Source organism: Micromonospora sp. CNZ286, assembly GCF_014207755.1.
In genome coordinates this window covers 1009508-1029027 of the sequence record NZ_JACHIZ010000001.1, presented here as the reverse complement: position 1 = coordinate 1029027, position 19520 = coordinate 1009508, and the positions used below count along the sequence as shown (strand labels likewise).

Genomic DNA, 19520 nt, shown 5'->3' with positions numbered 1-19520 from the left:
CCCGGAGACCCCCGTGCCGCTGCCCCACCCGGCCCGCGTACGCCGGCATCACCGCTCCGCGGACCGCACCGGACGCCTCCGCTCGGTCCGCGTCCAACTGCTGGCCCCGATCCTGGTGGCCACTGCCGGTCTGGTCGTGCTGGGGGCGGCGCAGACCGGCGCCGCGCTCGACGCGTCCGCCGACGCCGACCGGGCCCGCGTGCTGGCCGGCACCGCCACCGCGACCGTACGGCTGGTGCACGAGCTGGAACGCGAACTGGCCGAGACGGCCGCGTTGCGCCAGCGCGGCGGTACGTCCGGCCGCCCGCTCGTGGACGCGCAGCGCCGGCGGGTGGACACGGCGGTGGAGCGCTACCGCTCGGCGCAGGGTGACGCGCGCCGGGCCGCCCCGGATCTGGCCGGGGTGCTCGACGACGTGGGCGGGCGCCTGGCGCAGCTCGCACCCACCCGGGACCTGGCGTTGGCCGGTGAGCGCGGCGACCCGGCGTACGTGTCGCTCGTGGAGTCGCTGCTCGCGGTCGCGGACGCGCTGCCGAGTCAGCTCCGCGACGCCGACCTGGCCAACCAGGCGCGCGAGGTGGCAGCGGTGGCCGCCCAGGAGCACCTGTCCGCGCTGGAGCGCGACCTGCTGCGGGCGGTGTTCGTCAGGGGTGGACTGCAGAGTGGCGAGCTGGCCCGGCTGGGCCGGCTGCGGGGTGCCCGGGAGCAGCGGCAGGCCGAGTTCCTGCGGATCGCCTCCGCCCCGGCGAACAGGGCCTGGTACCGGCTGGTCGACGGCACCGACGTGACCACTGCCCGCCGGATACGTGACGCCGTGCTCGACTCCGACGGCGCGCCGGGCACGGTGAAGACCGACGGTGACGCCTGGTACGTGGCGCAGAGCGGCGCGATCCGCCGATACAACCTGCTCGGCCGGGACCTGACCGACGGACTGGACCGGGACGCGGCGGACCTGGCCGGGACGGCCCGGTTGCGTGCGGTGCTGACCGCCGGCGCGACGAGCACCGTCGCACTCGGCTCGCTCGTCACCGCAGTGCTGCTGGCGGTACGCACCAGCCGCCGGTTGCGCCGGCTGCGGGTGGCCGCGCTCACCATGGCGAACCGGGAGCTGCCGGAACGGATCACCGCGATCGCGGCGGGCGAGCGGACCCCGGCGGAGGGTCCGGCGACCCGGATGACCGACGGGATCAGGCGCGGCAAGGACGAGGTGGCGCAGGTCGCCGAGGCGTTCGACACGGTGAACCGGGCCGCGTTGCGGCTGGCCGGGCAGCAGGCCGAGTTGCGGCTGGACGTGACCCGGATGGCGGAGGCGCTGGCCCGGCGCATCCGTACGCTCATCACCCGGCAGCTGCGGCTGCTCGACGACTTCGAGCGCGAGGAGACCGACCCGGACGCGCTGGCCCGCCTGTTCGCGCTGGACCACCTCGCCGCCCGGTTGCGCCGCAACGGCGAGAACCTGCTGGTGCTCGCCGGTGGCGAGCCCGGCCGGGGGCACGAGGGCGCGTTGCTGCTGGACGACGTGGTGCGGGCGGCGGCCTCCGAGATCGAGGACTACCCGCGGGTCGAGATCGACGTGCCGACCGCTGCGGTGCACGGCGCGGCGGCCGGCAACCTGGTGCACCTGCTGGCCGAGCTGCTGGAGAACGCCACCGTCTACTCGCCACCGGAGGCCCGGGTGCTCGTCGACGGGCGGCGCACCGTCGACGGGCTGGTGCTGCGCGTACACGACCAGGGCATCGGTGTCAGCGAGAGCCGGCTGACCGAGATCAACGATCGGCTGGCCGCGCCGGCCACGCTGTCCAGCGCGGCGGCGGGCAGCATGGGCCTGCACGTGGTGGCCCACCTGGCCGCCCGGCACGGGATCCGGGTGCAGTTGCACAACCCGGGCACCGGCACTGTGGCGCAGGTCGACGTACCGGAATCGGTGCTGACCCGGGTCGAGTCGGTGGCGTCCCGGCCGACGGCCGAGCGGCGACAGCGCGCCGCGGCCTGGTTCAAGTCCGGGCCGGCCGGTGGCCGCAGTCTCGTCACCAGCGCCACGACCGTCGGCCCGGTGCGCGGCGTCGCCGCCGTCCGCACGCCCGGTGGCGCGCTGCTGGCGCCGAGCGCGGCGCGGATCCGGCCGGTGAGCGTGCCGCCGACGCCCGTCCCGACCACCGCCGCCGGGCTGCCACGGCGGCAGGTGGGCGGCCACCTGCCCGAGCCGATGCCGGACACCACCGCGCCGCCGCCGGCGATCGACCTGCTCGACCCCGAAGTGGTACGTGCCCGGCTGTCCGCCCTCGCCGAGGGGGTGGCCAGCGCGACCCGCCGTGCCCCGAACACCACACCCAACGGGAGAAGACCATGACCTCACCGTCCTCCGCCGGCCTGGACTGGCTGCTGGCGAACTTCGCCGAGCAGGTGCCGGACGTCTCGCACGCGCTCGCGGTCTCCGAGGACGGGCTGCGGCTGGCGTCCTCACCCGACCTCGCCCCCGACCAGGTCGACCAGCTCGCGGCGGTGATCAGCGGGCTGGCGAGCCTGACAGTGGGCGCGGCCCGGCTGATGTCCGCCGGCCGGGTACGCCAGCAGATCGTCGACATGGACGGCGGGGTGATGCTGGTGATGGCCGTGGGTGAGCGGGCGCTGCTCGGCGTGCTGGCCGCGCCCGGCTGCGACCTGGGGCAGATCGGCTACGAGACGGCGACGCTCGTGCAGCGGGTGGCGGAGGCGCTGGAACCGGCGGTGCGACGGTGACCGGCCGCCCGCTGCGGCTGCTGGCCGCGCTGATGACGGCGGTGCTGGTCGCCGGCTGCGCGGCCGAGGACTCCGCCCCGGAGGCGTGGCACGGCGGGCGGATCTTCCTGGCCACCGGCAACACCACAGGCGTGTACTACCAGCTCGGCGGCGGGTACGCCGACCTGATCACCCGCCACCTGCCCGGGTACGAGGCGCGGGCGGAGCCGACCGGCGCGTCGGTGGAGAACATCACCCGGGTGGCGAGCGGGGACATGGAGATCGCGTTCAGCCTGGCCGACACGGCGGCGGACGCGGTCGACGGGCGCGGGGCGTTCGACAAGCAGCCGCAGCCGGTACGGGCGCTGGCCCGGGTCTACAGCAACTACACCCACGTGATCGTCCGCGCCGACGGAAAGATCGGCAGCTTCGCCGACCTGCGCGGCAAGCGCATCTCCACCGGTTCGCCGAAGTCCGGCACCGACATCATCGCCGGGCGCCTGCTCACCGCCGGTGGCATCGACCCGAACCGGGACATCCAGCGGTTCAACCTGTCGCTGCCGGAGACGGTCAAGCGGATGCGCGCCAAGGGCCTGGACGCCATGTTCTTCTCCGGCGGTCTGCCCACTCCCGGTGTGAAGGATCTGCTCTCGTCCGCGCCGGGCACGTTCCGGCTGCTGCCGATCGACGAGCTGATCGAGCCGCTGAGCGCCCGCTTCGGCGCTGTCTACACCACCGCGACGCTGCCGAAGGAGGTCTACGGCACGCCCGAGCCGACGCCGACCATCACCGTGTCGAACGTGATCCTGGTAGCGGCGGACATGCCGGAGCAGCTCGCGTACGACCTGACCCGGGTGCTGTTCACCTGGCAGGGCGAGTTGATCCAGGTGCACCCCGAGGCGGCGAACTTCAACCGGTCCAGTGCCGCGGCGACCCGCCCGATCCCGTTGCACCCGGGCGCGCAGCGGTTCTACCGCACCGGCTGAGCGCGGGACCGCCTGCTACGGCGTCCAGTCGCGCCGCAGCAGGCCGTAGATCACCAGGTCGGTGAAGCCGTCGCCGTCGTACTCGCGGTCCCGCTGGGTGCCCTCGTGGACGAAGCCGCACCGCTCGGCGGTACGCCGCATGGCCGTGTTGCCGGCGAGCGTCTCGATCTCCAGCCGGCGCAGGTTGCGGTTGCGGAAGCCGTACCGGCAGAGCAGCCGGATCACCTCGGTGCCGTAGCCCTGGCCGCGCGCCTCCGGCAGCAGCGTGATGCCGAGGTGGGCGTACCCGTTGAAGGCGTTGATGCCCCAGAGCACGCCGGTGCCGAGGAACGTGCCGTCGGCGACGGTCTCGGCCAGCAGCGACACCGGAGCGGCGGCCTCCGGCTGCTCGGCGGCACGCTTCTCCAGCCGGGCCCGGACCTGCCCGACGTGGTGCGGCAGGAACGGCTCGTCGTCGGTGACCAGGTGCAGCTCCGGGTCGCTGTGCAGCCGGAACATGTCCGGCGCGTCGTCGGGGGTGGGTGTACGCAGGCGGACCCGGTCGGTGGCGAACATGCCGCGACGCTAACGGCGGACGGGTGGGCCGACAACCGGATTTGGCCTCCCTACCGACCGGTCGGTAGGGTGGTGCGTATGACCCCGCTCGTGCTCGCCACCGCCCTGACCAAGACCTACGGGACGCGCGACGCCCTGCGCGCGCTCGACCTGACAGTCGCGCCGGGCAGCCGGTTCGTCGTGCTCGGCCACAACGGCGCCGGCAAGTCCACGCTGCTGGAGATCATCGCGACGCTGCGCACCCCGACGTCCGGCTCGGTACGCGTCGGCGGCTTCGACACCGTCACGCAGGCGCGGGACGCCCGGCGCCTGATCGGCCTCGCGCCGCAGTCGAACGCCCTGGACCCGCTGGCCACCCCCACCGAGGTGCTCGACTTCCACGGCGTGGCGCTCGGGCTCGGCCGCCGTGAGCGGGCCCGCCGTACGCGGGAACTGGTCGACCTGTTCGGCCTGGGCGAGCACCGCGCGGCCCGGGTCGCCACGCTCTCCGGCGGCACCTGCCGCAAGCTCGACCTGGCCGTGGCGCTCGTCGCCGAGCCCGCCGTGGTGATCCTGGACGAGCCGACCACCGGCCTGGACCCGCTCGCGCGCATCGACTTCTGGACCGAGCTGAGCCGCCTCAACCAGGCCGGCACGTCGCTGCTCATCTCGACCCAGGACCTGCACGAGGCGGACGTGCTCGCCACCGAGATCGCGGTGCTCCGGGAGGGCCGGGTGGTCGCCCAGGGTTCACCGGCGTCGCTCAAGCAGCGCGTCGGCGCCCGTACGCTCACGCTCGACCTGTCCGGCGCCGCCGCCGCTGCCGCGTTCGCCGCCGCGTCCGAGGCCGGGTTCCGCGCCGACCCCGACCGCCCGGACCGGGTACGCCTCAGCGTTCCCGACGATCCGCGCGCCCTGGCGAAGGCCCTGGTCGAGGCCGGAGACGCCGCCGCCGACATCACCCGGCTGCACCTCGCCGAGCCCTCCCTCGACGACGTCTTCGTCGCCCTCGCCGCCCGCTGAGGCGTGATCCCACCGCACCCCGAAAGGCCCGAACCCGTGCTCCCGCTCGCCGTCGCCCCGCCCCGCCACTTCCCGGCCCCTGTCGTCCTCGCGGCGATCAGACGCTCCACGCGCGCCGTGCTCCGTACGCCCGCACTGCTTGTCGCCCCGGTCGCCCAGTCCCTGTTCTTCCTGCTCGTCTACGCCGGGCAGCTCGACGCCGTCGGCAGCACCTACCTGGACGGGACGAGCTTCATCGCGTTCCTGCTGCCGCTGATCCTGCTCACCGGCGTCGCCACCGGCGCGGGCGCCGCCGGCACGCTGGTGCTGGGCGACCTCAGCAGCGGATACCTCGACCGCCTGCGGCTCGCCCACGGCACCACGACACCGTTCCTCGTCGGCCCGGTCGTCGCCGCGCTGATCGCCGTCGTCCTCCAGATGGCGGTGACAGTGGCCGGGGCCGCGGCGATCGGCTACCGGCCGGCGAGCTGGTCCGGCGTCGCCGGGATGCTGCTGCTGATGCTGGCCCTGGGCGTCGGTGTCGCGCTGCTGAGCACGGCGCTCGCGATCCGGTCGGCCTCGGCGTCGGCCACCAACCTGGTCACGCTCGCCGTGTTCGGCCTGTCGTTCTTCACCGGCGTGTTCGCGCCGGTCGACGAACTCGCCGGCTGGATGCGGGTGATCGCCGTGGCCAACCCGCTCACCTATATCGTCGACACCGCCCGCCAGCTCGGCGGCGACGCGGCGCTCACCGCGGCCCCGATCGGCGTGGCGGCGATCGTCACCCTCGCCGTCGCCGGGACCGCGGCCTGCGCCCTCGCCCTCCACCACGCGAGGAAGAACCGATGAGCCCAGCCGACACCCGCACCCAGATCATGGACGCCTTCGCCGAGCAGCTCGCGGCGACCGGCTACCGGGGCATCTCCCTGGTCGGCGTGGGCCGCAGCGTCGGCATCCAGAAGCCGTCCATCTACCACCACTTCCCCGGTGGCAAGGAGGATCTCTACATCGCGGTGGCGGAGCGGTACATCCGGGACGTCGGCGCCCGGATCTCGGCGGCGCTGGCCGGCCCCGGCGACGTGCCGCACCGGCTGCACGCGCTCGCCACCGTCGCCGCCGGTCAGCACGGCGACGCCGTCACGTTCGAGCAGCGCATCTACGACACGCTGCCGCTCGTCTCCGCCGCGACCAGCGAGCGCGTCTCGGGACTCTACGTCGCTCTGATGCTGGCGCCGGTGACCCGGTTCTTCGCCGACGCCCGGTCCGAGGGCGTCGTCACCGGCGAACCGGAGTTCCTGATGAACGCGTTCCTGCACCTGGCCCGCGCCGCCGACCTCACCGACGAGACCGGACCCGCCCGGATCGTCGCGCTCTTCCTCGACGGCGCCCGCCCACGTGCCTAAACTAAGGACTTAGCTAACCGAGGAGGTCGCGCAATGTCGGCTGAGGCTGTGCACTACAACATGCATGACGCCAAGACCCACCTGTCGCGCATCATCGAGCGGGTGGAACGCGGCGAAGAGATCATCATCGACCGGGCGGGCACCCCCGTGGCGAAGGTCGTGCCGCTCGTGCGCCGCGCCAACCGCACGGCGGTCGGCTCCCTCGCCGGGCAGGTGGACCTCTCCGGTGACTGGGACTCGCCACAGACCAACGCCGAGATCGCCGCCGACTTCGGAATCGGCGCATGACCCTGCTGCTGGACACCCACGTCGCGCTCTGGGCCATCACCGGCGACGCCACCCTCGGTGTCGAGTTCCTCGACCGGCTACGCCACGACCCAGATGTCTTCCTCTCCCCGGTCAGCCTCTGGGAGATCACCATCAAGCAGCAGGCGGGGAAGCTCTCCGGCCCGCCCGATCTGGCCGAACGGGTACGCGACATGGGTTTCCGTGAACTACCGGTGACCCACGACCACGCCATCACCGCGGGCCGCCTGCCGCCGCATCACCGTGACCCCTTCGACCGCATGCTGGTGGCTCAGGCGATCACGGAGAATCTGACCCTGGCCACGCGCGACGCTTCCATCCCGCTCTACGAGGTCGACGTCCTCAAGGTGTAGGTGTCAGGCGTCGGCGGGGGTGGTGGCGGCCCGCGCCGCCGCGACCAGCCGGGCGGTCTCGTCGGTCACCGCCTGGTCGTCGGTCGGCGTCCCCGGGTCGTAGCGGACCGTCCAGGTCAGGCCGTCGACCCCGGGCACCCGCCGGGCCGCGATCCGCCCGGAGCCGCCAGGCACCTCGTGGTGCGAGGTGTACGCCACCGAGCCGGTGACCCGCGCGCGGACCTGGTGCGGCAGGTCGCCCGGGTCGACGAGCAGGTACGTCTCGGGGAGGCCGTCCGCGACCACCAGGTAGCCGTCGCGCTCGGCGACCGGCTCGGCCGGGGTGACTGTCAGCTCGCGGCCGGACCAGACCGCCTTGAGGATGTCGTGCCAGCCGAGGCGATCCACCCGGCCGGGCAGCCAGAGCCCACGGTTGCTGGCGACCAGCACGCCGTCGTTGCCGCCCTCGCCGGTGCCGGCGGCGGCCCAGGCGAGCACCCGCTCGTCGGCGGCCAGCGGCGGCCGGTCGGCCGAGGGCAGTTTCGGCCGGCGGTTGAACAGACCCATCACAAACCTCCGGCGGCCTGCTCGCGCAGTGCCCGTGCGTGCTGTTCCAGCGAGAGCAGTTCTCCGAACAGGGCGAAGTACTCGTCCTTGTTGCTCACCGGGTTGACTCGCTGGATCTTCGACTTCAGGTCGCGGATGCGGCCCGTGACCGAACTCCACTGGAGCCGGGCCATGGTGATCGAGACGTACCGCGGGTCGGGCTCGCCGTCGATGCGCAGCGGCTCCACCGCCAGCTCACCGATCAGCGCCTGCCCGGCAAGGTCGTCGCAGGCGTCGCGGACCCGCTCGATCCAGACGGCGCCGCCGGTGGCACCGGACGCGCCGCCGGCCGCTGCGACTGCGGCGCGTACCGCGACGTGCACCGGGTGCTGGTAGTCGGTCGCCTCGACCGCGTCGAACATCGGGCCGGCCAGGACCGGCTCCTGCAACGCCAGCTTCAGCGCCTCCCGCTCCACCATGGACCGCGGACTGTCCACGCTGGGCGCCCCCTGACGAGGGCGCGCGGGTGCGGCGGGCGTACCGGGCGCCGGTTGCCCGTTCGCGGCGGTGAGCACCGCGCGCTGCACCGGTTCGATCTCCATGCCGAGGTCACCGGCGAGCTTGCGCACGTACTCCGGGCGCTTCTCCCGGTCCTTGATCTTCGCCACCAGCGGCGCGGCGCGGCGCATGGCCTCGACCCGGCCGTCGACGGTGTCGAGGTCGAACCGGCTGATCACGTGCCGGAGGGCGAAGTCGACGAGCGGCTCACGGCGGGCCACCAGGTCACGCACGGCCAGGTCGCCCTTTGCCAGGCGCAGCTCGCACGGGTCCATGTTGTCGGGGCTGACCGCGATGAAGGTACGCCCGACGAAGCGCTGGTCGTCCTCGAAGGCGCGCAGCGCCGCCTTCTGGCCGGCGGCGTCACCGTCGAATGTGAAGATGATCTCCCCGGCCCGTTCGTCGCTGTCGAACAGCACCCGGCGCAGCACCGAGATGTGGTCGCCGCCGAACGCCGTGCCGCAGGTCGCGACCGCTGTCGGCACGTCGGCGAGGTGGCAGGCCATCACGTCGGTGTAGCCCTCGACCACCACCACCTTGCCCTGCTTGGCGATCTCCCGCTTGGCCTGGTCGATGCCGTAGAGCACGTGCGACTTCTTGTAGATCGGCGTCTCGGGCGTGTTGAGGTATTTCGGGCCGTCGTCGTCGTCGAAGAGCTTGCGGGCGCCGAAGCCGATCACGTCGCCGGTGATGTCCCGGATCGGCCACATCAGGCGGCGGCGGAACCGGTCGATCAGCGAGCCGGAGCGGGCCGGGCGGGACAGGCCGCCGGTGACCAGCTCGTCGTGGGTGAAGCCCTGCTGGCGCAGGTGCTTGGTGAGCAGGTCCCACCCGTCGGGGGCGAAGCCGCAGCCGTACCGCTCGGCGGCGGCCCGGTCGAAGCCGCGCCCGGCGAGGAACTCGCGGGCCGGGCGCGCGCCGGCGGTGGTGAGCTGGGCCCGGTAGAACTCGACGGCGGCGGCGTGCGCGGCCACCAGACGCTGCCGCTGCCCCTGCTGCGGGCGGGTACGCGGCGTGGACCGGTCGTCCTCGACGTAGCGCAACTGGATGCCGGCGCGGGCGGCGAGCCGCTCGACGGACTCGACGAAGCTGAGGTGCTCGGCGTCCATCAGGAACTTGATCGCGTCGCCGCCGACCCCGCAGCCGAAGCAGTAGAACACGTTGCGGGCGGGCGAGACGTTGAACGACGGGCTCTTCTCGTCGTGGAACGGGCAGAGCCCCTTGAGGTTGCCGCCGCCGGCCGACTTGAGCGTCACCACCTCGGAGATGACGTCCGCGATGGCGGTGCGCTCGCGGACGAGCGCGATGTCCTCGTCCCGGATCCGCCCCGCCATGACCGCCACCCCCTCGGCGTACATCCTGCCCTGCCGGACCGACGTTGCGGCGGCCGGGGGGACGGGCGTGCGGCCGGCCACGCCCGTCCCCGCCGGCTCAGGCCGAGCGGGCCGCCGCGGGATCGCCGATGCGCGGGAACGGCTCGATGGAGAAGACCACCTCGACCGGCACCTCGAAGTACGCGGCGATGCGCAGCGCCAGGTGCAGGCTGGGCCGGAACTCGCCGCGCTCCAGGTAACCGACGGTCTGGTAGTGCACACCGAGCGCGTCGGCCAGTTGCCGGCGGGAGATGCCCCGTTCGGCGCGCAGCACCGCGATCCGGTTGTGCACGGTCTCGCTCATCGACGCCCTCTCATCCGACCCGCTGCATGGCCCGTTCCCGCCGGGCCGCGACCCGCGAGCCGGACTCCCGGCGGGCCATCCGGCGCAGCACCACCGGGGCCAGCACGAGCCCGAGCACCGCCCAGGCTCCGAGCACGCCGACCGTCTCCAGGTGCCGCCAGGAGCCGCCGAGTTCGACAACCGCCAGGTCGCCCGGGAGCAGCGCCGAGCGCATGCCCAAGCCTAGCCAGTAGAGCGGGAAGACCTGGGCGACGCCCTGGAGCCAGCCGGGCAGGCCGTTGATCGGGTAGAAGATGCCGGACAACGCGATGAGACCGAAGATCGGCATCACCACCAGGCCCATGTTGCGCGGGTTCTCGACCAGCGAGCCGATCACCGCGCCCAGCGGCAGCGTCGCCACCAGCCCGAGCGGCACCACCCAGGCCAGCGTGAGCCAGGCGCCGGGGTCGCCGAGCCGCAGCCCGTCGAGGAAGAACAGGCCGGGCGTGAGCTGGATGACGACGCCGATCAGCGCGACCGCCGACACCAGCACGATCTTGCCGACCAGGTAGCCGAGCATGCCGTCCGGGATGGCCTTGGCGCGCAGCAGCGTGCCGTCCTCCCGGTCGATGACGAGCTGGTTGGCCAGCCCGAGCAGGCCGCCGAAGAGCAGGCCCATGCCGAGCGCGCTGGGCAGCGTACGGGCGCCGAGGGAGAAGTCGGTGCCGGGCACCGTCGAGCCGCGCATCCAGAACACGGCGACCAGCAGCACCACTGTGGGGAAGAAGTAGGTCCAGAGATCCTGGCCGTTGGTGAACGTGGCCCGCAGCTCGATCACGCCGCGCCGCAGCCCGGCCCGCAGCGCGTTGGTGGTCGGGTTCATCGGTTCGCCTCCTGCTGCCACACCCGCTCGGCCCGGCCGGTACGGATGCCGGTCTCCTCCTCGTGCACCAGCGCCAGGTACGCGTCCTCCAGGCTGGCCCGGCGCACCTCCAGCTCGCGTACCCGGTCGCCGTGCTCGCGGAGCAGGTCGCGCAGGAACGCGGTGGCGTCGCCGGTGGCGTGCACGTACCGCTCGCCGTCGCGGGTCCAGCGCACCTCGGCGTCCCCCGCGACGCGCCGGGCGAGCTGGTCGGGCGACCCCTCGGCGATGATCCGGCCGCCGGCCAGGATGAGGATGCGGTCGGCCAGCTTCTCCGCCTCGGCCAGGTCGTGCGTGGTCAGCACGATGGTGGTCTCGTCCAGGTCGGCCAGGCGGTGCACCAGCTCGTGGAACTCGCGCCGGGCGGCCGGGTCGAACCCGACTGTGGGCTCGTCCAGGAACAGCAGTTCGGGGCGGCCGACGATGCCGACAGCGACGTCGAGCCGGCGGCGCTGGCCACCGGAGAGCCGGGCCACCCGGCTGCCGGCGTGCGCGCTCAGGCCCACGGTCTCCAGCAGCTCGTCGACCGGCCACGGGCGCGGGATCCGGTCGGTGGCGTACGGCGCGTAGAAGTCGCCGAGGTGTGCGAGCAGCTCCCGCACCCGCCACTTGCCGTGGTCGCGCCAGGACTGGAGCACCACGCCGAGCCGCGCGCGCCACCGTTCGTCGCCGCGGGCCGGGTCGGTGCCGAGCACGCGCACCGTGCCGGCCGAGGGCAGCCGGAAGCCTTCGAGGATCTCGATGGTGGTGGTCTTGCCCGCGCCGTTGGGCCCGAGCAGCGCCACCACCTCGCCTCGACGGGCGGTCAGGTCGACGCCGTGCAGCACGTCGACGGCGCCGTAGCGCATACGCAGATCCCGCACGTCGAGGACGAGATCCTCGTCGGGAGGTCGGGGGGACGCGACGGTCCCCGGGAGTTCGACCGCAGTCATACCCCGGAATGTAGCACCTCTACTACATTCCGGGGTACACCCGCTCACTGCGGGACGCACGATGGAGTCGTCAGGACACGACGGCGGCGGCCTCCTCGGCCTCCACTGCGGCGTTCCAGGCCGGCTTGGTGGACCGCCAGCCCTCGTCGTCCATGCCACGCCGCCAGTAGCCGGAGATGGACAGGTCGCCCCGGGGCACGCCGCGCTCGACGCGCAGCAGCCGCCGCAGCTCCTTCATCGCCCCGGCCTCACCGTGCACGAACGCGTGCACCCGGCCGGGCGGGAAGGCCAGCGCCCGGACCGCCTCGACCAGCGGCTCGCCGTACGGACGCCCGTCGCGGTGCAACCAGCACACCTCGACCTCACCCGCGCTGGTCAGGGGCAGCTCGTCGGCCGGGCCGCCGACCTCGACGTACACCTTCGCGGGCGCGCCCACCGGCAGCCGTTCCAGGGCGGCGGCGATGGCCGGCAGCGCGCTCTCGTCGCCCGCCAGCAGGTGCCAGTCGGCAGCCGGGTCCGGCGCGTACGCGCCGCCCGGCCCGGTGAACCACACCCGATCGCCGGGACGCAGCGCCGCCGCCCACGGCCCGGCCAGACCCTCGTCGCCGTGGTGCACCACGTCGACAGTCATCTCACCGGCCGCGGCGTCCCAGGCCCGGACCGTGTACGCGCGCAGGCGCGGCCACTGCTCCGCCGGGAACTCCCGCTTGATCGTGGCCAGGTCGACCGGGTCCGGGTAGGTCACCCCGGCCGGCGGGAAGACGAACTTCACGTAGTGGTCGGTGTACGCGCCCACCGGCAGCCCGGCCAGCTCGGCGCCGCCCAGGACCAGGCGGATCAGGTGTGGGGTGGGCCGCGTGGTCCGGACGACCGTGGCGGCGGTGAGCTTCTTCGGGCGATCCGTCATGCGCTTAGGCTAGCCTAAGTTCGATGGCTCGCCCCGGGCACGATGCGGTCAGCTCGGCGACACCAGGCGGGCGTGCCAGGCCAGCGCGGCCGGATCGGTGAGCGAGGCGACCTGGTCGATCACCACGCGCAGCCGCGCGGCGTCGTCCGCCGCGTCACGCCACAGCGGCGCGAACACCGGGTCGAGCGCATCCGGCGCCCGGTCCAGCAGCGCCGCGACCAGCCCGGTCAGGACGTCGCGCTGCCGCGCGTAGCGGTCCCCGGCGCCGGGGCGGCGCATCACGTACCGCAGCGCGATGCCCTTGAGCAGCGCGCACTGCGCCCGGATCCGGCGCGGCACCTCCAGGTCGGCGTCGTAGCGGCGGTGCGGGCCGGGACCGTGGCGCTGCTCGGTCGCGGCCACCACGCCGGCGACGAACCGGCCGGTGAGCACGCTCGTGGTGGCCTTCAACGCGGCGAGCGCGCGGTGGCTGCCGTCGTACGCGGCAAGCGGGGCGAGCACCGGATCGGCCAGCAGGCCGGCGAGCACCTGGCCCAGATCCTCCGGCGCCTCACCCGAGTAGGCGGCGGCCACGTCGGCGCAGAGCGCCCGCCGCTCGTCCGCGTCGGCCAGCAGCGGGCGCAGGTCGACGTACCCGCCGTGGATGCCGTCCTCGACGTCGTGCACCGAGTACGCCACGTCGTCGGCCCAGTCCATCACCTGGGCCTCCAGGCAGCGCCGGTCGCCCGGCGGGGCGCCTTCGCGCAGCCAGTCGAAGACCGGGCGGTCGTCGGCGTACACGCCGAACTTGCGCTCGCCGGGGCGGCGCGGCCACGGGTACTTGCTCACCGCGTCCAGCGCGGCCCGGGTCAGGTTCAGCCCGGCCGAGCGCCCGTCCGGGGCGAGCACCTTCGCCTCCAGCCGGGTGAGCACCCGCAGCGTCTGCGCGTTGCCCTCGAAGCCGCCGCAGTCGGCGGCCAGCTCGTCCAGGGCGTACTCGCCGTTGTGCCCGAACGGCGGGTGGCCCAGGTCGTGCGCCAGCCCGGCGGTGTCCACCACGTCCGGGTCGCAGCCCAGCCGGGCGCCCATCTCGCGGGCGATCTGCGCGACCTCCAGCGAGTGGGTCAGCCGGGTACGCAGGAAGTCGTTCGTCCCGGCGGTGTGCACCTGGGTCTTCGCGGCGAGCCGGCGGAACGCCGCCGAGTGCAGCACGCGGGCGCGGTCCCGCTCGAACGGCGACCGGCCGTACCCGGTGTCCTTGGGCGCCTCGTCGACCAGCCGCGCCGCGTCGCTCATTTCTCCCGGACTGGCAGAGGGTCGCGACTGCGGGGCCCGCAAGACCGGCTCACTCCTCGCGCTCCCGGAGCACGCAGAACTCGTTGCCCTCCGGGTCGGCGAGCACCGTCCACTCCACGTCTCCCTGGCCGATGTCGACGTGCCGGGCGCCCATGTCGACGAGGCGCTCCACCTCGGCCTCCATGTCGGCCGGGCGCAGGTCGATGTGCAGCCGGTTCTTCCCCTCCTTCGGCCCGGAGACCGGGACGAAGACGAGACCGGGCGTCGTGTCGGGGGTCCGGCGGATCTCCACCTCGTCCGGCTTGTCGGTGATCACCTGATAGCCGAGGGCCTCCGCCCACCAACTGGCGAGCCGGGACGGATCCCGGGCGTCGATGGTCAGGTTCTCCCAGACGGCGGTCATGCGGCCACCCTTCCTGATCGACACGTGGCGGAAGCTCAGGCTACGCCGAGGAGGCCGGAAAGGCGCGCCGGGCGTACGCGGGGCCGCCGGCGAGCACCGGCGGCCCCGCGCCGCGTCAGCGGGAGTCCGAACCGGTGGTGGTGATCGACGCGCGGCCTGCCTCCAGCCGGGCCACCGGCACCCGGAACGGCGAGCAGGAGACGTAGTCTAGGCCGACCTCGTGGAAGAAGTGCACCGAGTCCGGGTCGCCGCCGTGCTCGCCGCAGACGCCGAGCTTCAGGCCCGGACGGGCCGCCCGGCCCTCCTCGGCGGCGATGCGCACCAGCCGGCCGACGCCGTCGGTGTCGATCGACTCGAACGGCGAGATACCGAAGATGCCCAGCTCCAGGTAGCGCCAGAAGAACGCGCCCTCCACGTCGTCGCGGGAGAAGCCCCAGCCCATCTGGGTCAGGTCGTTGGTGCCGAAGGAGAAGAACTCGGCCGCCTCGGCGATCTGCCCGGCGGTCAGCGCCGCCCGGGGCACCTCGATCATCGTGCCGATCAGCACCTCGACGCCGCTGTCCCCGACCACCTCGGCGATGATCCGCTCGGCCTCGGCGCGTACCGTCTCCAGCTCCTGCACGGCCCCGACCAGCGGCACCATGATCTCCGGGCAGGCCTTGCCGCCGTCGCGGACGACCGCGACGGCGGCCTCCGCGATCGCGCGGACCTGCATGGCGAACAGGCCGGGGATGACCAGGCCGAGCCGGACGCCGCGCAGGCCCAGCATCGGGTTCTCCTCGTGCATCCGCCGTACGGCGGCGAGCAGCGCCTCCTCCTTGGCCACGTCCTCGCCGCGCTCCTGTGCCACCGCGACGTTGACCGCGAGCTGTTCCAGCGGGGGCAGGAACTCGTGCAGCGGCGGGTCGATCAGCCGCACGGTGACCGGCAGGCCGTCCATCTCGCGGAAGATCTCGATGAAGTCGGCCCGCTGCAGCGGCAGCAGCGCGGCGAGCGCGTCCTCCCGCTCCTGCTCGCCGGAGGCCAGGATGAGCCGCTCGACCAGCTCGCGCCGGTCGCCGAGGAACATGTGCTCGGTGCGGCACAGGCCGATGCCCTCGGCGCCGAAGCGCCGCGCCCGGGCCGCGTCCGCGCCGGTGTCGGCGTTCGTGCGTACCCGCAGCCGCCGCGCGGCGTCGGCGTGCGTCATGATCCGGTGTACGGAGCGGACCAGCGCGTCGTCGGTGTTCTCCGGGTCGAGTTCGCCCTCGAAGTACTGCACCACCTCGGACGGCATGACCGGCACCTCGCCGAGGTAGACCTTGCCGGTGGTGCCGTCGATCGAGACCACGTCGCCCTCGTTCACCACGTGGTCGCCCACAGTGAACTTCTTCGCCGGTACGTTCACTTCCAGCTCGTCGGCGCCGGAGACGCAGGTCTTGCCCATGCCGCGGGCCACCACGGCGGCGTGGCTGGTCTTGCCGCCCCGGGAGGTGAGGATCCCCTTGGCGGCGATCATGCCGTTGAGGTCGTCCGGGTTGGTCTCCCGGCGGACCAGGATCACCGACTCCCCCTCGGCGGCCAGCTCGACCGCCCGGGCCGAGGTGAAGACGACCTTGCCGGACGCGGCACCCGGGGAGGCGCCGATGCCCTTGGCCACCGGCTCGAACTCGTGGTCGAGCTGGAAGCGCGGGAACATCAACTGGGCGAGCTGCGCGCCGTTGACCCGGTGCAGCGCCTCGTCCAGGTCGATCAGACCCTCGTCGACGAGCTGCCCGGCGATGACGAACGCGGCGGCGGCGGTGCGCTTGCCGACGCGGGTCTGGAGCATCCAGAGCTTGCCGCGCTCGATGGTGAACTCGATGTCGCAGAGGTCCTTGTAGTGCTCCTCCAGCCGGGCCATGATGCCGAGCAGCTGGTCGTAGGAGGTCTTGTCGAGCTGCTCCAGCTCCTGCAACGGCACCGTGTTGCGGATGCCGGCGACCACGTCCTCACCCTGGGCGTTGGCGAGGTAGTCGCCGTAGATGCCCTGCGCGCCGCTGCCCGGGTCGCGGGTGAACGCGACGCCGGTACCGGAGTCGGGACCGAGGTTGCCGAACACCATCGTCACCACGTTGACGGCGGTGCCCAGGTCGGCCGGGATGCGCTCCTGGCGGCGGTAGAGGATCGCCCGTTCCGCGTTCCACGAGTCGAAGACCGCGCGGATGGCGAGGTCGAGCTGCTCGCGCGGCTCCTGCGGGAACTCGCGGCCGGTGTGCTTCGCGAAGATCTGCTTGTACGCGTCGACAAGCCCGCGCAGGTCGTCGGCGTCCAGGTCGAGGTCGTTGTGCGTGCCCTTGGCGCGCTTGATCTCGTCGAGCGCGTGCTCGAACTCCTCGCCCGGCACCTCGCAGACGGTCTTGCCGAACATCTGGATCAGCCGCCGGTACGAGTCCCAGGCGAACCGGTCGTTCCCGCCCGCCTGGTTGCTCAGGCCGACCACGCTGCGGTCGTTGAGGCCGACGTTGAGGACGGTCTCCATCATGCCCGGCATGGAGAACTTGGCGCCGGAACGTACCGAGACCAGCAGCGGGTCGTCCGGGTCGCCGAGGCGCCGGCCCATCTCGCGCTCCAGGGACTCCAGGTGCGCCTCGATCTGGGCGGCCAGGCCGTCCGGCTCGCGCCCGGTCGTCAGGTACGCCTTGCAGGCCTCGGTGGTGATCGTGAAGCCGGGCGGAACCGGCAGGCCGAGATTCGTCATCTCGGCCAGGTTGGCCCCCTTGCCGCCGAGCAGATCCTTGAGATCCTTGTTGCCCTCGGCGAAGTCGTAGACGTACTTCTGCTCGACCGGATCGTGCGCTGCCACCAGAGCCTCCCACGCGCGCCATTGACACTTAACGAAGGTTCAGTTCGGACATACCCCGGTAGTGACCACCGGTAATCCCGGCTCGTCAGCGTCGGTGGGGCGAAGGCTAGGCGAGTTTCGAGAAACCTGGGAGCGTTCGGTGACTTTCGGCACAACGGTCACCACAATCCGCGTTCGTACGGGTTTTTGGGAACGCTTCCACGAGCACGATCACGCAATTCCGATTCCCCTCGTACTCTTGACGTCACTGCATCTCGCGGAACCTGACCTTTGCCATATCCCGCGCGAATACACCCTCGGAGCCGTCGCCGTGCCGACCAACCCCGCCGCCCCGGAGACCGGGCCGGAGCCGACCGACACCCGTCCCACCAGCCCTTCCATCGACGTACCGGCTGTGCCGCTGCCCGGTGTGCCGGCACCCGCGGCCGAGCTGGCACGCGACGCCGCGGGCCGGGCCGCCGAGGCGCTCGCCGGACCGGCGCCGGTCCGGCTCGGCGACGTGGTGCCGGCGCCCGAGCACGTGCGCCCGGACCCGGCCGGCGACTTCACGCTGAGCGCGGACGCGGTGCTGCGGGTCAGCCCCGCCGGGCGGGACGTGGCCGAACAGCTCGCCGGCTGGCTGCGCCCGGCCACCGGCTTCCCGCTCCCGGTCGCCGACACCGGCGAGGACGGCCCGCTGACGCTCACGCTGTCCGCGGCGGTTCCCGCCCGGCCCGGCGAGCCGGACGACGCGCGGCTCGGGGACGAGGGCTACCGCCTCGACGTGACCACCGGCGGCGTCCGGATCACCGCCGCCACCCCGGCCGGGCTGTTCCACGGCGCGCAGACGCTGCGGCAGCTGCTACCCGCGCCGATCGAGAGCCCGACCGCCGTCGCCGCGCGCTGGGCGGTACCCGGCGGCACGATCGTCGACCGGCCGCGCTTCCCCTACCGGGGCGCGATGCTCGACGTCGCCCGCCACTTCTTCGCGGTCGAGGACGTGCTGCGGGTGATCGACCACCTGGCCCGCTACAAGCTCAACCACCTGCACCTGCACCTCACCGACGACCAGGGCTGGCGGATCGCCGTCGACTCCTGGCCACGGCTCGCCGAGGTCGGCGGTGCGACAGCGGTCGGCGGCGGCCCCGGCGGCTGGTACGCACGTGACGACTACCGCCGCATCGTCGCGTACGCCGCCCGCCGCCACGTCACAGTGGTGCCCGAGATCGACCTCCCGGGCCACACCAACGCGGCGCTCGTCGCGTACCCCGAACTGGCGCCCGGCAAGATCGCGCCACCGCCGTACACCGGCACCGAGGTCGGCTTCAGCTTCATCGACCCCGCCGACGAGCAGACGTACGCCTTCGTCGCGGACGTGGTCGGCGAGGTGGCCGCGTCGACGCCCGGGCCGTGGCTGCACCTCGGCGGCGACGAGGCGTTCAAGGTGCCGGCCGACAGCTACCGCTCCTTCGTGGAGCGGGCGCAGCGGCTGGTGGCCGCCACCGGCAAGACCGTCGTCGGCTGGCACCAGCTCGCCCCGGCCGCACACGTCGACGGGCGCGTCCTGCAGTGGTGGGGCACGAACGGTGACGACCCGGAGACCGCCGACGCGGTACGCCGTGGCGCCCGGCTGATCCTCTCCCCCGGCAACCACGCGTACCTGGACATGAAGTACGCCCCGGACACCCCGATCGGACACGACTGGGCCGGTCTGATCGACGTGCGCCGGGCGTACGAGTGGGATCCGGGCAGCCACGTGCGGGGCGTACCGGCCGAGGCGGTGCTGGGTGTGGAGGCGCCGCTGTGGACCGAGTCGGTCACGACGCCGGCCGAGGTCGAGTTCATGCTCTTCCCGCGCCTGCCCGCCGTCGCCGAACTCGGCTGGTCACCGCGCGAGACGCACGACTGGTCCCGGTTCCGCAGCCGGCTGGCCGCACACGGCCCGCGCTGGTCCACAGCCGGCATCGCCTTCCACCCCTCCCCCGAGATCCCCTGGCCCACCACCCCAGCCCAGATCCCCACCCAGCCCACCCCCACGCCCACCCCCACCTCCCCCACCACCCCCTGACCGCACACGGGGGCGCCGAACCCGTCGACGCTGAACCCCGTCGATCATGAAGTTGACGGCGACAAACCGGACACAAAACGCCGTCAACTTCATGATCGACGCCCTCATCCCCGGGCCGACGACATCCAGCCGCCCCTCGCCGTCGCGCACTCCCTCCCGAGCGCCCCGA

19 protein-coding genes are annotated in these 19520 nt (G+C 73.2%); 9 read left to right on the top strand and 10 right to left on the bottom strand.

All coding sequences use genetic code 11. From position 1 onward, the window contains the following. Positions 1-13: 13 nt before the first annotated feature. The 3 genes from FHX31_RS04935 to FHX31_RS04925 are packed head-to-tail and all read left to right on the top strand — an operon-like array spanning position 14 to position 3704. A complete protein-coding gene (locus FHX31_RS04935; RefSeq protein ID WP_013475558.1) occupies positions 14-2350 on the top strand; it encodes a sensor histidine kinase in 2337 nt (778 codons plus the stop codon). Further along, positions 2347-2739 carry a roadblock/LC7 domain-containing protein gene (locus FHX31_RS04930; protein ID WP_013475557.1) on the top strand — a complete coding sequence of 131 codons (393 nt, stop codon included), beginning with the start codon at positions 2347-2349 and terminating at the stop codon, positions 2737-2739. Before FHX31_RS04935 ends, FHX31_RS04930 begins: the two co-directional genes overlap by 4 nt. Beyond that, positions 2736-3704, top strand: coding sequence for a TAXI family TRAP transporter solute-binding subunit (locus FHX31_RS04925; protein WP_114918562.1), 969 nt, complete (start codon positions 2736-2738; stop codon positions 3702-3704). Before FHX31_RS04930 ends, FHX31_RS04925 begins: the two co-directional genes overlap by 4 nt. A 15-nt stretch (positions 3705-3719) precedes the next feature. Here the strand turns inward: FHX31_RS04925 and FHX31_RS04920 are convergent, their stop codons facing one another. Continuing rightward, positions 3720-4259, bottom strand: coding sequence for a GNAT family N-acetyltransferase (locus FHX31_RS04920; RefSeq protein ID WP_013475555.1), 540 nt, complete (start codon positions 4257-4259; stop codon positions 3720-3722). A 78-nt stretch (positions 4260-4337) separates the two neighbouring features. Between FHX31_RS04920 and FHX31_RS04915 the strand changes: the two genes are divergently transcribed. From FHX31_RS04915 to FHX31_RS04895, 5 genes are read left to right on the top strand one after another with little or no spacing between them, the layout of a single operon-like run. After that, positions 4338-5261: an ABC transporter ATP-binding protein gene (locus tag FHX31_RS04915; RefSeq protein WP_184975253.1), complete on the top strand. Its 924-nt coding sequence runs from the start codon at positions 4338-4340 to the stop codon at positions 5259-5261. A 36-nt stretch (positions 5262-5297) separates the two neighbouring features. Beyond that, entirely contained in the window at positions 5298-6089 is a 792-nt protein-coding gene (locus FHX31_RS04910) for an ABC transporter permease (protein WP_184975252.1), read from the top strand. Next, positions 6086-6643 (top strand): TetR/AcrR family transcriptional regulator, encoded by a 558-nt coding sequence (locus tag FHX31_RS04905; RefSeq protein WP_145754874.1) that lies wholly within the window; start codon positions 6086-6088, stop codon positions 6641-6643. The genes FHX31_RS04910 and FHX31_RS04905 overlap by 4 nt, the downstream gene beginning before the upstream one ends. A gap of 33 nt (positions 6644-6676) precedes the next feature. Continuing rightward, the gene (locus FHX31_RS04900) at positions 6677-6931 is read left to right on the top strand and encodes a type II toxin-antitoxin system Phd/YefM family antitoxin (protein ID WP_013287924.1); all 255 of its coding nucleotides are present in this window, start codon (positions 6677-6679) and stop codon (positions 6929-6931) included. Then, on the top strand, positions 6928-7302 hold the full coding sequence (locus FHX31_RS04895; protein WP_013287925.1) for a type II toxin-antitoxin system VapC family toxin: 375 nt from the start codon (positions 6928-6930) through the stop codon (positions 7300-7302). The genes FHX31_RS04900 and FHX31_RS04895 overlap by 4 nt, the downstream gene beginning before the upstream one ends. A gap of 3 nt (positions 7303-7305) precedes the next feature. On the opposite strand, the gene FHX31_RS04890 is transcribed toward FHX31_RS04895, so the two are convergent. The 9 genes from FHX31_RS04890 to ppdK form a co-directional block, all read right to left on the bottom strand. Next, positions 7306-7848, bottom strand: a complete 543-nt coding sequence (locus FHX31_RS04890) for a hypothetical protein (protein WP_013475550.1) — start codon at positions 7846-7848, stop codon at positions 7306-7308. Further along, positions 7848-9743, bottom strand: a complete 1896-nt coding sequence (gene dnaG, locus FHX31_RS04885; RefSeq protein ID WP_013475549.1) for a DNA primase — start codon at positions 9741-9743, stop codon at positions 7848-7850. Before dnaG ends, FHX31_RS04890 begins: the two co-directional genes overlap by 1 nt. A 73-nt stretch (positions 9744-9816) precedes the next feature. Then, positions 9817-10062, bottom strand: a complete 246-nt coding sequence (locus FHX31_RS04880; protein WP_013287928.1) for a helix-turn-helix transcriptional regulator — start codon at positions 10060-10062, stop codon at positions 9817-9819. 10 nt (positions 10063-10072) lie between these two features. Continuing rightward, on the bottom strand, positions 10073-10924 hold the full coding sequence (locus FHX31_RS04875) for an ABC transporter permease (RefSeq protein ID WP_091330993.1): 852 nt from the start codon (positions 10922-10924) through the stop codon (positions 10073-10075). Beyond that, the gene (locus tag FHX31_RS04870; RefSeq protein ID WP_184975249.1) at positions 10921-11895 is read right to left on the bottom strand and encodes an ABC transporter ATP-binding protein; all 975 of its coding nucleotides are present in this window, start codon (positions 11893-11895) and stop codon (positions 10921-10923) included. Before FHX31_RS04870 ends, FHX31_RS04875 begins: the two co-directional genes overlap by 4 nt. Before the next feature lie 70 nt (positions 11896-11965). Further along, positions 11966-12802 (bottom strand): siderophore-interacting protein, encoded by an 837-nt coding sequence (locus FHX31_RS04865; RefSeq protein WP_184975246.1) that lies wholly within the window; start codon positions 12800-12802, stop codon positions 11966-11968. Positions 12803-12850: 48 nt separating this feature from the next. Then, the gene (locus FHX31_RS04860) at positions 12851-14077 is read right to left on the bottom strand and encodes a deoxyguanosinetriphosphate triphosphohydrolase (protein ID WP_184975243.1); all 1227 of its coding nucleotides are present in this window, start codon (positions 14075-14077) and stop codon (positions 12851-12853) included. A gap of 49 nt (positions 14078-14126) precedes the next feature. After that, a complete protein-coding gene (locus tag FHX31_RS04855; RefSeq protein WP_013287934.1) occupies positions 14127-14480 on the bottom strand; it encodes a VOC family protein in 354 nt (117 codons plus the stop codon). 115 nt (positions 14481-14595) lie between these two features. Beyond that, positions 14596-17304, bottom strand: a complete 2709-nt coding sequence (ppdK, locus tag FHX31_RS04850; RefSeq protein WP_013475544.1) for a pyruvate, phosphate dikinase — start codon at positions 17302-17304, stop codon at positions 14596-14598. A gap of 310 nt (positions 17305-17614) precedes the next feature. On the opposite strand from ppdK, the gene FHX31_RS04845 reads away from it, so the two are divergent. Continuing rightward, the gene (locus FHX31_RS04845) at positions 17615-19351 is read left to right on the top strand and encodes a beta-N-acetylhexosaminidase (protein WP_184975240.1); all 1737 of its coding nucleotides are present in this window, start codon (positions 17615-17617) and stop codon (positions 19349-19351) included. Positions 19352-19520 lie beyond the last annotated feature (169 nt).

What these genes read in the sequence shown, in the direction of transcription:
- FHX31_RS04930 (WP_013475557.1), top strand. Translation starts at nt 2,347, where the DNA reads ATGACCTCACCGTCCTCCGCCGGCCTGGACTGGCTGCTGGCGAACTTC.
- FHX31_RS04920 (WP_013475555.1), bottom strand. Translation starts at nt 4,259, where the DNA reads ATGTTCGCCACCGACCGGGTCCGCCTGCGTACACCCACCCCCGACGAC.
- FHX31_RS04915 (WP_184975253.1), top strand. Translation starts at nt 4,338, where the DNA reads ATGACCCCGCTCGTGCTCGCCACCGCCCTGACCAAGACCTACGGGACG.
- FHX31_RS04905 (WP_145754874.1), top strand. Translation starts at nt 6,086, where the DNA reads ATGAGCCCAGCCGACACCCGCACCCAGATCATGGACGCCTTCGCCGAG.
- FHX31_RS04900 (WP_013287924.1), top strand. Translation starts at nt 6,677, where the DNA reads ATGTCGGCTGAGGCTGTGCACTACAACATGCATGACGCCAAGACCCAC.
- FHX31_RS04895 (WP_013287925.1), top strand. Translation starts at nt 6,928, where the DNA reads ATGACCCTGCTGCTGGACACCCACGTCGCGCTCTGGGCCATCACCGGC.
- FHX31_RS04890 (WP_013475550.1), bottom strand. Translation starts at nt 7,848, where the DNA reads ATGGGTCTGTTCAACCGCCGGCCGAAACTGCCCTCGGCCGACCGGCCG.
- dnaG (WP_013475549.1), bottom strand. Translation starts at nt 9,743, where the DNA reads ATGTACGCCGAGGGGGTGGCGGTCATGGCGGGGCGGATCCGGGACGAG.
- FHX31_RS04880 (WP_013287928.1), bottom strand. Translation starts at nt 10,062, where the DNA reads ATGAGCGAGACCGTGCACAACCGGATCGCGGTGCTGCGCGCCGAACGG.
- FHX31_RS04875 (WP_091330993.1), bottom strand. Translation starts at nt 10,924, where the DNA reads ATGAACCCGACCACCAACGCGCTGCGGGCCGGGCTGCGGCGCGGCGTG.
- FHX31_RS04870 (WP_184975249.1), bottom strand. Translation starts at nt 11,895, where the DNA reads ATGACTGCGGTCGAACTCCCGGGGACCGTCGCGTCCCCCCGACCTCCC.
- FHX31_RS04865 (WP_184975246.1), bottom strand. Translation starts at nt 12,802, where the DNA reads ATGACGGATCGCCCGAAGAAGCTCACCGCCGCCACGGTCGTCCGGACC.
- FHX31_RS04860 (WP_184975243.1), bottom strand. Translation starts at nt 14,077, where the DNA reads ATGAGCGACGCGGCGCGGCTGGTCGACGAGGCGCCCAAGGACACCGGG.
- FHX31_RS04855 (WP_013287934.1), bottom strand. Translation starts at nt 14,480, where the DNA reads ATGACCGCCGTCTGGGAGAACCTGACCATCGACGCCCGGGATCCGTCC.